Source organism: Priestia endophytica, from assembly GCF_026790145.1.
Lineage (GTDB): Bacteria > Bacillota > Bacilli > Bacillales > Bacillaceae_H > Bacillus_I > Bacillus_I endophytica_A.
This window is the reverse complement of record NZ_JALAMS010000035.1, coordinates 81,816-95,075: the sequence shown is the minus strand read 5'-3', so window position 1 is coordinate 95,075 and position 13,260 is coordinate 81,816. Positions and strand designations below refer to the sequence as shown.

13 protein-coding genes are annotated in these 13,260 nt (G+C 37.5%); 3 read left to right on the top strand and 10 right to left on the bottom strand.

From position 1 onward, the window contains the following. Window positions 1-303, top strand: a 303-nt coding sequence (locus tag MOC86_RS22010) for a tyrosine-type recombinase/integrase (protein WP_268586120.1), incomplete at its 5' end; no start/stop codon positions are given. A 114-nt stretch (window positions 304-417) separates the two neighbouring features. Here MOC86_RS22010 and MOC86_RS22005 read toward each other — a convergent pair. Continuing rightward, window positions 418-987, bottom strand: coding sequence for a nitroreductase family protein (locus MOC86_RS22005; RefSeq protein ID WP_268586119.1), 570 nt, complete (start codon window positions 985-987; stop codon window positions 418-420). Between the two features lie 14 nt (window positions 988-1,001). Continuing rightward, a complete protein-coding gene (locus MOC86_RS22000; RefSeq protein ID WP_268586118.1) occupies window positions 1,002-3,188 on the bottom strand; it encodes a malate synthase G in 2,187 nt (728 codons plus the stop codon). Between the two features lie 215 nt (window positions 3,189-3,403). Here MOC86_RS22000 and MOC86_RS21995 point away from each other — a divergent pair, with 215 nt between their 5' ends. Further along, window positions 3,404-4,546 (top strand): CAP domain-containing protein, encoded by a 1,143-nt coding sequence (locus MOC86_RS21995; protein WP_268586117.1) that lies wholly within the window; start codon window positions 3,404-3,406, stop codon window positions 4,544-4,546. A 24-nt stretch (window positions 4,547-4,570) separates the two neighbouring features. On the opposite strand, the gene MOC86_RS21990 is transcribed toward MOC86_RS21995, so the two are convergent. The 8 genes from MOC86_RS21990 to MOC86_RS21955 form a co-directional block, all read right to left on the bottom strand. Then, window positions 4,571-5,155: a branched-chain amino acid aminotransferase gene (locus tag MOC86_RS21990; RefSeq protein WP_268586116.1), complete on the bottom strand. Its 585-nt coding sequence runs from the start codon at window positions 5,153-5,155 to the stop codon at window positions 4,571-4,573. Window positions 5,156-5,267: 112 nt separating this feature from the next. Beyond that, the gene (locus MOC86_RS21985; protein WP_268586115.1) at window positions 5,268-6,662 is read right to left on the bottom strand and encodes an NlpC/P60 family protein; all 1,395 of its coding nucleotides are present in this window, start codon (window positions 6,660-6,662) and stop codon (window positions 5,268-5,270) included. 331 nt (window positions 6,663-6,993) lie between these two features. Beyond that, entirely contained in the window at window positions 6,994-8,004 is a 1,011-nt protein-coding gene (locus MOC86_RS21980) for an LLM class flavin-dependent oxidoreductase (RefSeq protein WP_268586114.1), read from the bottom strand. 262 nt (window positions 8,005-8,266) lie between these two features. Further along, a complete protein-coding gene (locus MOC86_RS21975; RefSeq protein WP_243519757.1) occupies window positions 8,267-8,509 on the bottom strand; it encodes a hypothetical protein in 243 nt (80 codons plus the stop codon). 150 nt (window positions 8,510-8,659) lie between these two features. Then, window positions 8,660-9,640, bottom strand: coding sequence for an alpha/beta hydrolase family esterase (locus MOC86_RS21970; protein WP_268586113.1), 981 nt, complete (start codon window positions 9,638-9,640; stop codon window positions 8,660-8,662). Window positions 9,641-9,800: 160 nt separating this feature from the next. Then, the gene (locus MOC86_RS21965) at window positions 9,801-10,298 is read right to left on the bottom strand and encodes a L,D-transpeptidase family protein (protein ID WP_268586112.1); all 498 of its coding nucleotides are present in this window, start codon (window positions 10,296-10,298) and stop codon (window positions 9,801-9,803) included. A gap of 231 nt (window positions 10,299-10,529) precedes the next feature. Continuing rightward, window positions 10,530-10,964 (bottom strand): GNAT family N-acetyltransferase, encoded by a 435-nt coding sequence (locus MOC86_RS21960; protein ID WP_268586111.1) that lies wholly within the window; start codon window positions 10,962-10,964, stop codon window positions 10,530-10,532. Between the two features lie 102 nt (window positions 10,965-11,066). Further along, window positions 11,067-11,528 (bottom strand): VOC family protein, encoded by a 462-nt coding sequence (locus MOC86_RS21955; RefSeq protein ID WP_268586110.1) that lies wholly within the window; start codon window positions 11,526-11,528, stop codon window positions 11,067-11,069. A 229-nt stretch (window positions 11,529-11,757) separates the two neighbouring features. Here MOC86_RS21955 and MOC86_RS21950 point away from each other — a divergent pair, with 229 nt between their 5' ends. Further along, window positions 11,758-13,251 (top strand): peptide MFS transporter, encoded by a 1,494-nt coding sequence (locus tag MOC86_RS21950; protein ID WP_268586109.1) that lies wholly within the window; start codon window positions 11,758-11,760, stop codon window positions 13,249-13,251. The last annotated feature ends 9 nt before the right edge of the window (window positions 13,252-13,260 follow it).

Sequence of the window (13,260 nt, the reverse complement as noted above, 5' to 3'; positions counted from 1 at the left end):
TACTTGACAGGGGTAACTCCACCTACTGGGTACCCCTTATCAGCAAACAAAGTTTTAACACGCATGAAAAGATTGCTTAAGAAAAGTTCTGTTACAAAATCTCTTACTCCTCATTCTCTACGTCATACTCATGCATCACTTTTAATTGAAGCAGGAGCAGGAATAAAGGAAATACAAGAAATTTTGGGGCATAGTGATATTAACACCACTATGAACATCTACGGTCATATGACAAAAGATTTAAAAGAAAAAACTTCGCACAAATTTGGTAATTTAATGAGAAGTTTATCCAAAAATATATAGTTGCTTAATTAAATGTGGTCAATATGTGGTCACTCTTAATATAACTAAGCCAAACCCCTTGTTTCCATTAGCAATAAAAAAGACTCCCTTATTAATAAGGAAGCCTTCTTTTCATTACGAAAACCACTTTGTATATGTTGATACATCAGTCTTTTTAACGGTTTTTGGCTCTTTAGCAGGATACCCAATATAGAGAAATCCAACAACTTCTCCTCTTTCTGATAAACCAAAAGACTGAGCAATTTTAGGATGATAACAAATATCCCCTGTACGCCAAATCGCACCAAGACCGCTCGCATGTGCCGTTAACAGCATATTTTGGATCGCTGCACTTACAGCTGCGTACTCTTCTTTTAATGGAACTTTTGGTTCATTACTTGGCTCTACCCCTACTACGATAACAAGAGGAGCGCGAAAAGGATTATTTTGCTGTTTTTCAATTCTTTTTTGATTTTCCTCTGTTGTTATATCTTCCATATCCTCTTTAATAGCATCTACTAAAGCGGTTGCTAGCTTGTTACGCCCATCTCCTTCTAACACAAAGAAGCGCCACGGCTCTGTTCGAAAATGATTTGGAGCCCATACAGCAGACTGAAGAATCTGCTCTGTTACATCTCGAGGAACAGGATTTTGTTTCACAACTCCAACCGTTCTTCTTGTTTTAATTGCTTCAAACACATTCATTCCTTTTTCTCCTTTTAGTTTGTTTTTTGAGCTACTTCTTTCTTTTTTGCTTCTTGACGACGCTTGTGTAAAATAGGCTCAGTGTAGCCACTCGGTTGTTCATATCCTTTAAAAATCAAGTCACGAGCGGCTTGGAAAGCAATAGATCCTTCAAAATCAGCAGACATTGGTTTGTAGTTTGGATCTGTTTTGTTTTGTTCATCTACAACTTTTGCCATTCTTTTTAATGTTTCTTCTACCCTATCTTTTGTACAAACCCCATGATGAAGCCAATTTGCAACATGCTGGCTCGAAATACGCAGTGTTGCTCGATCTTCCATCAATCCAACGTCATTAATATCCGGCACTTTGGAACATCCAATGCCTTGATCTATCCAACGCACAACATATCCTAAAATTCCTTGAGCATTGTTATCAAGTTCTGCTTGAATCTCCTCATCCGTCCAAGCTTTATTCTTACTTACAGGAACATGTAAAATATCATCTCGCACATGTTGATTTTGGCGCATTAAAGTATGCTGAATATTTGCTACGTTTATACGGTGATAATGGATAGCATGAAGCGTTGCGGCCGTTGGCGAAGGAACCCAAGCTGTGCTTGCTCCTGCCTCTAAATGTGCACTCTTTTGCTGGAGCATATCTTTCATTTTATCAGGCATTGCCCACATTCCTTTACCAATTTGCGCTTTTCCCTTTAAGCCGGTAGAAAGACCAACACTTACGTTTGACTTTTCATAAGCTCCAAGCCAAAGAGCAGATTTCATATCCTGCTTTCGAATCATTGGGCCTGCTTCCATTGAAGTATGAATTTCATCGCCTGTTCGATCTAAAAACCCTGTATTAATAAAAACAATCCGCTCTTTTACTTCACGAATGCACGCTTTTAAGTTTAGCGTTGTGCGGCGCTCCTCATCCATTACACCAATCTTCACTGTATTTCGAGCTAAACCAAGTGTATCTTCTGTTCGATTAAAAAGCGTATTAGCGAACGCTACTTCTTCAGGGCCGTGCATTTTAGGTTTTACAATATAAATCGAACCTTTCTTGGAATTGCGAAAAGATTCACTTTGCAAAAGATCGTGTTTTGCAATTAAGGATGTAATCACTGTATCAACAATTCCTTCAGGTACCTCTTCTCCTTTTTCGTTCAAAACAGCATTTGTTGTCATTAAATGACCAACATTGCGAACAAAAAGAAGAGATCGCCCCCGCAACGTAATGCTTCCTCCTTCTGGAGACGTGTACGTGCGGTCTTTATTTAATGTTCTTGTAACCGTTTCATTTCCTTTTTGGAATGTAGCAGATAAAGTGCCATTCATAAGTCCTAACCAGTTGCGATAAACATCAACTTTATCCTCTGCATCAACAGCTGCAACAGAGTCCTCGCAGTCCATAATTGTAGTTAATGCTGATTCCATGACAATATCTTTAATTCCTGCTCGGTCACTACTCCCAATTGGGGATGAACGATCAATTTGGATTTCTAAATGAAGACCATTGTTTTTTAACAGAAGAGATGTGGGGCTTTCGGGGCTGCCTAAATAGCCAGCAAACTGCTTTTCTGTTTTAAGAGATGTGCGGCCTCCCCCTTGAAGTACTGCTGCAAGAATGCCGCGGTCAACCGTATATTTGGTTACTTCCTCATGAGACCCAATTGCGAGAGGGCAAATATCATCAAGGAACTTTTTAGCATATGAAACAACTTTATCTCCTCTTAACGGATTAAATGTTTTTCCCCGCTCACTTCCACCTTCTGTTGGAATAACGTCTGTACCATAAAGCGCATCATATAAACTTCCCCATCGGGCATTTGCTGCATTAAGAGCATAGCGCGCATTGTTGACAGGAACAACAAGCTGTGGACCCGCCATTGTAGCAATCTCTTCATCAACGTTTTCTGTTGTGACTTTAAAATCGTCTCCTTCGTCTTGTAAATAACCAATACGTTCTAAAAAAGCTTTATAATCAGAAATAGATGTTCCTTCTTTATGTTCTTTATGCCATTTATCTATGCTCTTTTGGAGGTCTTCACGCTTCTGTAGCAATGCTTTGTTTTTAGGTGCTAGTTCTTCGACAATAGATTGAAACCCTTTCCAAAATTCTTCTTTCTCAACACCGCTTCCCTTTAGAGCTTCTTCATTTACAAAGTCATATAAAATAGGGGACACACGAAGGTTCCCAACTTTAACGTATGATTCCATCATAACTCTCCTCCTTTAGGTCTTAGGCGAATTTGGGACAAAGGGCATAAGAAAATAAATAGCACAGCTTCTCTATTTTATTAAAAATATAGCATGAACGCTTTTTTTTTTCAATAATTTTCTAAATATTCAACTTTTAACAGAATTTCTTTTCTTTCCTTTCTCTTTTCCTTTTATCCTCTTTTTAGGTACAATAGAACATAGGAGGTGACATATTGAGGAAACTATTCTCTTTGATTATTCTCATTGCTGTGCTGTACTTTTCTTGGCCCACTTTACAAAAGATTGCGGAAGATCCTTCTCCACGGTCTGCCATTGACCATATAACATCTAAAATTCAAACAATTGAAGATAATCCTGATGTCCAAGATACATTTGCTAAACTTTCCACAGGGCTCACAGAACTTTCAGGTAAAGTTGATGAAGCAATTGCTGCCCTTCCCTTTACTTCAGAAGAACAGAAACCAAAAGAAGTGAAGAAGCCTAATCTAGACGTGCCAGAAAATCAAACTTTTTCTGTTTATAATGTTGAGATTGGAGATGATCGAACAAGTGTTGAGAAAACGCTTGGACAACCACAGCGTTCAACACTTAATGAATATGGAGTAGAATGGGTAGCTTATCACCAAAACTATGAGCACTTTATGATGGTAGCCTACAATCAAGAAAATCAAGTTGTTGGACTATATACGAACCAAGATTTAATTTCTTCTACAAAAGGAATCAAACGTGGTTCAACAAAAGAAACGGTTGAGAAAACGCTTGGTGATCCCCTTACAGAAATACGTAAAGGGTTTGTGTACTATAAATTAGAAAAAGACCGAGATTATGATATGTACAAACTTGAGCATAGTTTCGTTACGATCTTCTATGACAAGCATGAAAATAATACAGTTACATCGATCCAGATTATGAATGAAAGCCTTGAAGAAGATAAACAAGACTTTTATACAAAAGGCAGTGAAGCTCTTCAAAAAGGGTTTGAATATCAACTTTTTGATCTCACAAATGCCGCCAGAGTAAATCATGGCCTTCCTATTTTAACATGGGACAATCAAGTGAAAGAAACGGCTCTCGCTCACAGTGAAGATATGGCTGAACATAATTATTTTGATCACCAAAACCTCCAAGGTCAATCTCCATTTGATCGTATGAAAGAGGATAATATTCGCTTTACGGTAGCAGGAGAAAACCTTGCATACGGGCAATTCAGCAGTATATTTGCACATGAAGGGCTAATGAACTCGCTCGGTCATCGTAAAAACATTTTACAACCTGACTTTAGACGGTTAGGCGTTGGCGTTGCTTTTAATGAAGAAGCACAGCCATATTATACAGAAAACTTTTTCACAAAATAAAAAAGCAGGTAAAAACCTGCTTTTTTATTTTTCTGTTTGAACAACAAGATTAAATAGAAAGGTATAAATAAGCTTATATGCTTCTCCAATACTCATTCCTTCGTGAAAACCTTGCACTCCATCAAGAGCAAAGTTTACATCCCAGAGGCCATCATTCCCATTAAAGCTAAGCTCAAATTTTCCTCCATTTATTTTTTCTGAAAGATACGTTTTAATCACATCATGCCATTTCTTCTGTACTTTTAGTCCAAGAAGAACATTATAGTAACGAAAAACATCATCAAGCTCAAGCGTTACCCCTTCAACTCCAATCATCTCAAATAGAGGCGATTCAGTGTATGCAAACTCCTCCATGTTCTCTTTTAAAAAAGAGAGCGGCTTGTCTAGAAAATTTGAAGGTGTTTCTTCTGCTATCATTTCCTCTGTTTCTTTATTTACTCGCTCAATATACGCATCAAAAAAACGAGTGTACGAATCTGTTTCTTTCACAGATACCCGAGAGATAAGCTCTTTTTCATTTATGTATGTTATTTCGTCTTTGTAAAGCTCTATTGAATCCTGAGCAGTTTGCTTTTCTTCTAGCATTTTCATTACATTCTCTTTTAACATCTATACTCCTCCTAAATCTCTTTCTTCATTATAATAGTGCATTAAGCAGCGCTTTTCAAACTGATAAAAAAAGCCCCCTTAGTTTTCACTAAGAGCGCTTTTTAAAGACTAGTTAGATTCTCACAACGTGACCTGAGAAGTGATCAGCCCAGTATCCACTAGACATATTAGCAATAGCAACGCCTGTTGAGCTTTGTGCACCGATGAATTGGCCTCCACCAACGTAAATACCAACATGTCCATCTTTTTTATATGTGTCAAAGAAAACAAGATCTCCTGGTTTCATGCTGCTTGCTGATACTTTTGTTCCTTTATGTTTGAGCGTATCCGTGCTAACAGCCCCCATTGGCCCTAAGTCTACGCCAACTTGAGCATATGCCCATCGAACAAAACTAGAGCAATCGAAAAGTCCATTATCAATATCTGACTGTGTACGTCCTCCACCAAATACATAAGCAGAGTTCCCGATCCATTTGTTTCCTACTGTTACAACATTTCCAGATGTTGGCGTTGAGCTGACATTTGAAGATGGTGTAGATGTAGTCTCTTCTTTTACAGAAGAACGTTCTTCAGATGTAGTTGTTGATTTTGATGCTGCAGGAGCAGCTTTCGCTTGAGGTGCTTGTGCTACTTCAGCACTGCTACTTTCTGTGTTTTGCTTCGCTTCAGCTGCTGCTTTTTTCGCTGCCTCTTCAGCTGCTTTTTTCGCTGCCTCCTGCGCCTTTATTTCTTCTTGACGCTTTTGTTCAGCTGAGATGCTTTCATCAAGGTTAGACTCTTGATCTTTTAAGCTACTTGATTGCTGTTCTAAGGCTGCTTTAATATCTGCGCTGTCCATCTCTTGCGCTTTTAGGTCTTCCATTACTTTGTCTTTTTGTGCTGTTTGTGTTTCAAGCTGTGCTTGCATTTCCTCAAGCTCTGCTTTCATATCTTTTAAGCTAGAAAGTTTTTCTTTCACTTCTTTTTGTTTCTTTTCTAGGCTATCTTGCATATCTTTTGTTTCTTGTAAAAGATCACGGTCAGCTTCAGCTACTGTATTTACTGCAAAAGCGCGACCAATAAGGTCACCGATATCTGCAGATCCAAGAATAACAGAAACATAGTCTACGTTTCCACCACTTTTTTGTAGAGAACGAGCACGCTCTTTAATAACTTCTTCGCGTTGTGCTAACTTTTCTTTTAATTCATCAATCTCTTTTTCTAGTGATTTCACTTTTTTATTTGTTTCTGTAATTTGCTTTTCTGTTTCTTCTACTTTTTCGTTATTTTTCTCCGTTGCTAGATTTAAACGATTAAGCTGAGCAATTAATTCTTTTTGTTCGCTCTTCAGACTGCTAAGCTTGTCTTCTGCTTCTTTCAAATTGCTTTGAACATCAGCTTGTTTTTTCTGAACTTCTTGCTTTTGAGCTTGCATTTCGCTCATTGTTTGAGCATATGTCGGTGTTGAAAGTACAGCACTTAGCCCTAACATTACCGTTGCATTAAATGCGATCATTTTCTTTTTCAAAACATTTTCCTCCGCTTTCTTTCCCGTTCGATGATTCCATTACCTTCTTTATAGTTCACGTGTCAGTATGTATTCTTAATATGTATTATGAAGAAGAGAATCTTAAGGTTATTTATATTATCGATCATTGTTTATTTATAAAAGCCAATACTGGCAAGAAACGACTAAAACCAACATTTTTTTCTTTAAAAAGTATATCATGAGAAATGATGAAAGGGAGATTAATTATATTACAATTTTATTTCAAATATGTAATAGTAGTGAAATGGTAATAAGTGTGGTAAAAGCAATAAAAAACCAGCACAGAAAAAGACTTCTATGCTGGTTTCTTTCAGCTCATTAATTCAGCAATAATTTCGTAAGAACGAAGACGGGCTTTGTGATCAAAAATTTGTGAGTTAATAATCATTTCGTCTGCATCTGTATCAGCTAGAAATTGCTCTAGTCTCGCTTTCACCGTCTCTTTTGTTCCAACAATTGTAGAGTCTAATTTTTCTGCAATAATCGACTTTTCATAAGGAGTCCATACTTGTTCCATATCATCAACTGGCGGCTTAAGCTGTGTTGGTGTACCGCGAATTAAGCTTAAAAACTGCTGTTGCTGAGATGTTGCAAGACGCTTTGCTTCCTCTTCTGTATCTGCTGCAACAACGTTTACACCTACCATCGCATATGGAGTTTGTAAATGTTCTGATGGCGTGAAATGATCCCGATACGTTTTTAAAGCTGGAATCGTATAATTTGGTGCAAAATGGCTTGCAAAAGCAAATGGCAGACCAAGACGCCCTGATAGACGTGCACTAAATCCGCTTGACCCAAGAAGCCAAATCGGAATATTTAATCCTTGACCTGGAATAGCTTTCACAAAACGGCTATTTTCAGAAAAATAAGCGCGCAATTCTTCCAGCTGTTGGGGAAATTCATCCCCAGTTGTACCGAGCGTTCTTCTTAATGCTCTTGCTGTATTTTGGTCGCTTCCAGGGGCACGTCCAAGACCTAGGTCTATGCGACCAGGATACATAGACTCCAATGTTCCAAACTGTTCAGCGATAACTAGAGATGCGTGATTCGGTAACATAATTCCCCCAGAACCAAGACGAATCGTCTTCGTTCCCCCTGCTAGATATCCGATAACAACAGATGTTGCAGAACTTGCTATTCCAGGCATATTATGATGTTCAGCAACCCAGTACCTGTTGAATCCCCATTCCTCCGCATGTTGTGCAAGATCCAAGCTGTTGCGAAAAGCGTCAGCTGGTGTGCTCCCCTCATTCACTGGTGCAAGGTCAAGCACAGAAAATTTAATATCATGAAGTGTTTTTGATTCAGTTGTTCCTGACATTCTAATCCTCCTCTTATATAAAAGACTTCAGAAAGAGATTGACTTCTTTAAAATGTTGAATAAGACAAAAAATTCTCTTTATGTTAAGGTATTCTCCAGTCGTTTATTCAAAAATAAATATTACGAGAACCGAAAGAAATTGTCTAATAATCAGCTTACACTATGAATGATTTACATCATATTATTATCTTCTTTTACAATTAAAACAAAAAAACCTATTAGTTGTTCACTAATAGGTTTTTTCAACTATGTATAACACCGATTACATACCATTTGAAATTCTTTTATTATGACGTTCTGCCACTTTATAAGCGTCGTACATGCCCCATATCCAAAGGATAGGTGTTGTAATGAAGCCGATAAGAACAAACGTTAATAACCAGCTAAAAAAATATACAATAATAAAAATGATGCCTTTTGCAAACTGACCGTTATAAATTTGCCCTAGTCCAGCAATTAAAAAGCTTAACACTGCAGCTAATCCGGGATTTTTTGGTTGTTCCATCCTTCCTCCTCCTTTCCAAACATTACAGATCATAACATAAAAAAGAATTTTTTCCTACCTTATTCCTAAAATACATAACTTTTATTCTTTTAAAGTTATGAAAACCTTCTATAAAAAATACGCGTTTCTCTCTAAGAGAAACGCGTATTTTCAAGGTAGCCTCTTTTCAAAAAAACTCCACATGATTTCACTTGCATTTGGACCTTCTTCATCTGTGTAGCTTCCTAACGGGGATCCACCAGACCAAGCATGCACCATATTGTTTACAATATATTTTTCTAACACTATCTGTCCATTCTCATTTGTATAGCTATATTGTGTATATGCTTTACCTCCTTGCTTTGTTTTTTCTACTACGCTATCCGCTTGGTCATCAATCGTTCCATTTAGAATTCCATCATCAGCCCAATCGTTTGTTGTCGCCCATTGACTGATAACTTGGTTTCCATTTTTCAACACAACTGTTCTATCCGCATTTCCATGAAACACAATAACAGGCATAACGCGCGCATTCTTCCCCATTTGTTCGTATGCATACTTTCCTTGAAGGTTAGGGTTAGGCCCTCCATTTTGCATCGCGTAAAATGAAGAAAAAGCATTGCTTGATGCCCCGTACTCAAGACCTGCGCTTACTCCAATACTTGCAAACTGCTCAGGATATGTGGCGCCTAAAATAACGCTCATCCCCCCACCTGCTGAAAGTCCTGCAACGAAAACGCTTTGATTTTGAATACTATACGTTCCTTTAACCTTATTAATCATCCCTACAATAGTAGCAGGTTCTCCCCATCCTCTTTGTTGATTAGAGACACTAAACCAGTTCCAGCATTTATTGACGTTTGCAAATAAAGATTGTTCAGGATATAAGACAAGAAACCCTTTTTCTTCCCCAAGCTCGTTCATTCTTGTTCCTTTTGCAAAATCATCCGCACTTTGACTGCATCCGTGTAGCATCACAACGAGAGGATAGTCTTTGTTTCCATCATAAGAAGATGGAATGAAAAGCTTGTATGTTTTACCTCCGTATGTTCCATTTATAAAAGAGGATTGAGCGAAAGCAGGTTCATTAAAAAAAGACAACGTTCCGAATATAGCTACACAAAGCACAATAACTCGCCATAACTTTTTCAAATAATCCCTCCTAAGGAAAGCGTTTTCAAAAAAATCATCTTCCAGGTTTCTGAATTACATCGTCTATTTTTACTTTTAAAAAGCAATCTAATAACACTTCATTTCTCATCCTGTATTTCCTTCAAAAAGGAAAGATGAGAAATAAAGTGTTTTTTGCTCACTAAAGAGAAATAGAGACGCCCGTTCCATTCGGCACTATCCTGGCAAGTTCTAGCACATCTTTGTTGTGCATACGAACGCACCCAAGAGAAACCGATTTGCCTATTGAACTTGGATCATTTGTGCCATGTATTCCATAATGAATCTTTGATAAACTAAGCCACATAGCTCCAAAAGGGCCACCTGGATTTGGCTCTCTATTTACAATTACAAATTCACCTTGTGGCGTAGCTGTTAACATTTTGCCAACAGCAATTGGATATACTTTTACAACAGCTTCATTATTTTTTAGTGTTAAAGTCCGCTTTGTAATAGAAATTTCGATACGATAAGGAATTTCACTTGGGTCTCTTAAATTAGGAATTGTAATAGGTTGACCAACATAAAGAATATTTGGGTTTACAATAGTTGGGTTTGCTGCAATAAGACTTGAAAGCGGTAAGCGATAATCAAAGGAAAGGCTTGTTAACGTTTCTCTCGGCTTTACGATATGAATCAACGTTCTCTTCCTTTCTATACAAAGAAATTCTCTTTTTTATCATATGTTGAAAAAACACTTTTAGGTCTACATTTATTACAGATTTTCAAAAAAGAGAAAGCCCTCTTCTAAAGAAAGAGGGCTTTCCCTTTTATATAATCACTCATTATCCTTCTTTCAATTGCTAACCATTCAATAGAAACTTATATTATATACAAAGAAAACAGCAACATATCTACGCGTTTTAAAAGGTTAAAAAAGCTTCTTCGTCATTAAAACATGAGGAATATCAGCTTCCACAAATACGTCTGATTCCACTTTATATCCAAGCTTTTCATAAAAGCCTTGCGCTCTCGTTTGTGCATGAAGATTTGTTTTCTTCAAGCCGTTTTCAGCTGCTATTTCTTCTAGCTTGGCAAGAATAACCTTACCAAGACCGTAATTTCTGTACTCTTTTAAAATACATATCCGTTCAAGCTTACCGATGTCCTCCACAACTCTCACTCTTCCTGTTCCTACAGGGGTTTCATCGTAATAAACTAAAACATGTGCACATTCGCCATCAAGTGTATCAAACTCATCAAGCTCTTCTTCCACCGACACTCCTTGCTCTTCTACAAATACCGCCACTCTTATGGAAAATGCCTGCTTTAATTCATCTTCTGTTGTAATTCTTGCTGCCTCCATTTCCTTCAGTCCTTTCTCATATTTTTATAAAACGAGTATAAGGAAAAACTAGCTTCTTGTAAACGATATCCTTTAGCAGAAGCTCTAGAGCTAGCTTTTCTCTTACTTTCCTTTACCTTTATAACATGTTTTCCACTCGCTTAAATAAACAATGTCTTCTTTATACACTGGTTCATCACTTAAAAGTGTTAAAAACTCTAAGCTATGTCCATTCGGATCAATAAAATAAACGCTTGCAGCTGGCATCCACATATGAACAATTGGCTCTATAGGTGCTTTGCCAAAGAAATCTTTTGGAATTTCAATCTCTTTTTCCCGTAGCCATTGTAAACTGGCTTCAAGATCTTTCATTTCTACACTAAAAGCAAAATGATCTCTAATCACTTCCTGACCTTCTTTAACCTCTTGCAAACCAAGCATTTGTTTCGTTTCACCAATAAAGAAAAAAGCCCGTCTTCTTTCTTCAATTTGAAAAGCAAGCTGAAGTCCTAACTTTTTATAGAAACTAATGGATTCTTCTAAATTCTTTACTTTTAAATGTGTTTCATACAGATTTTTAATCATAGGTTTCTTCCTCCTCACTCCTATTATAGAAAAAATAAGAAATCTTAATAGAAGCTCGGCAAGCAAAATTAAAAAAATGACCAAAGACCCTATTTCTTAATTATGTCAAAATAAGGATATACTCCTATTTTCGGATAATACAACTAGATAAAAGGGGGATGAGACCATTATTTTTGACATCACCAACCAAACAAATATATTATAGTAAAGTAACAAAGGAGGTTACATGATGTCGGAAATGAATAAACAGAAAATTGTGTCAAGCGTTCCTCAGACTGGCTTCTTTGGTCATCCGAAGGGATTGTTTACACTTTTTTTCACTGAATTTTGGGAACGTTTTTCTTACTATGGAATGAGAGCTATTCTTGTTTATTACATGTATTACGAAGTGTCAAAAGGTGGACTGGGATTTGATCAGTCTACAGCTTTAGCTATTATGTCCATTTATGGCTCACTTGTGTATATGTCTGGAGTGATAGGTGGCTGGATTGCAGACCGCATACTTGGACCATCTCGGTCTGTATTTTATGGCGGTATTTTTATTATGCTCGGTCATATTGCTCTTGCTGTGCCTGGAAATATTCCAATGTTTTTTATTTCCATGGTTCTTATCGTAATTGGAACAGGAATGTTGAAACCAAACGTCTCTAGTATTGTCGGAGATCTGTATAGTGAAACTGATGCACGACGAGATTCTGGCTTTAGTATTTTCTATATGGGAATTAACTTTGGAGCCTTTATTGCTCCCTTAATTGTCGGGGAAGTTGGAATGAAGCATAATTTCCACTTAGGATTTGCGATTGCGGCAGTCGGGATGTTCTTTGGATTACTTTTATTTATTCTTACAAAGAAAAAAAATCTTGGCCTTGCAGGTACTATTGTACCTAATCCCTTATCGCCTGCTGAGCGAAAAAGAACCACATTTGTGGTGATTATAGCCCTTATTGTTATTGCAGCAGCGCTTACTTTTATGATTCCACGCGGATGGGTTACAATTGACTCCTTCGTTATGTTTGTTGGAATACTAGGTATACTAATCCCAATTTGTTACTTTGTGACAATGTACTTCAGTTCTAAAACATCAACAGTAGAGCGTTCTAGACTTTTAGCGTACATTCCACTATTTGTGGCAGGAGTAATGTTCTGGGCAATCCAAGAACAAGGATCAACTATTTTAGCAGCATATGCAGACAATCGTACAGACTTAAGTATTGGTGGATTTTCGATTTCACCTGCATGGTTTCAATCTCTAAACCCGTTGTTTATTATTGCCCTCTCACCGCTTTTTGCCCTTTTATGGACAAAGCTTGGTAATCATCAACCAACAATACCGAAAAAATTCTCTATTGGTTTAGTTTTTGCTGGTCTTTCGTTTGTGGTTATTCTTATTCCAGGCACGCTCGCTGGAGAGAATGCACTTGTTAACCCTCTATGGCTTGTACTGAGCTACTTTGTTGTTGTGCTAGGAGAACTTTGTATCTCCCCTGTTGGTCTTTCAGCAACAACAAAACTAGCACCTACTGCCTTTTCAGCTCAAACGATGAGTTTATGGTTTTTAACAAACGCAGCAGCTCAGGCTCTAAATGCTTCAATTGTAGATCTTTACACACCTGAAACAGAAACCTTGTATTTTGGAATTATCGGAGGCGCTTCTATTGTCCTTGGTATTCTTCTTTTCCTTATTGCTCCGGTTATTCAACGTGCAATGAAAGGAATTCGTTAACAAAAGCCG

Bases quoted from the DNA above. Each gene is read 5' to 3' on its own strand.
- MOC86_RS21955 (WP_268586110.1), bottom strand. From the start codon at position 11,528: ATGATTAAAAATCTGTATGAAACACATTTAAAAGTAAAGAATTTAGAA.
- MOC86_RS21980 (WP_268586114.1), bottom strand. From the start codon at position 8,004: ATGTCAGGAACAACTGAATCAAAAACACTTCATGATATTAAATTTTCT.
- MOC86_RS21960 (WP_268586111.1), bottom strand. From the start codon at position 10,964: ATGGAGGCAGCAAGAATTACAACAGAAGATGAATTAAAGCAGGCATTT.
- MOC86_RS21975 (WP_243519757.1), bottom strand. From the start codon at position 8,509: ATGGAACAACCAAAAAATCCCGGATTAGCTGCAGTGTTAAGCTTTTTA.
- MOC86_RS22005 (WP_268586119.1), bottom strand. From the start codon at position 987: ATGAATGTGTTTGAAGCAATTAAAACAAGAAGAACGGTTGGAGTTGTG.
- MOC86_RS21950 (WP_268586109.1), top strand. From the start codon at position 11,758: ATGTCGGAAATGAATAAACAGAAAATTGTGTCAAGCGTTCCTCAGACT.
- MOC86_RS22000 (WP_268586118.1), bottom strand. From the start codon at position 3,188: ATGGAATCATACGTTAAAGTTGGGAACCTTCGTGTGTCCCCTATTTTA.
- MOC86_RS21990 (WP_268586116.1), bottom strand. From the start codon at position 5,155: ATGTTAAAAGAGAATGTAATGAAAATGCTAGAAGAAAAGCAAACTGCT.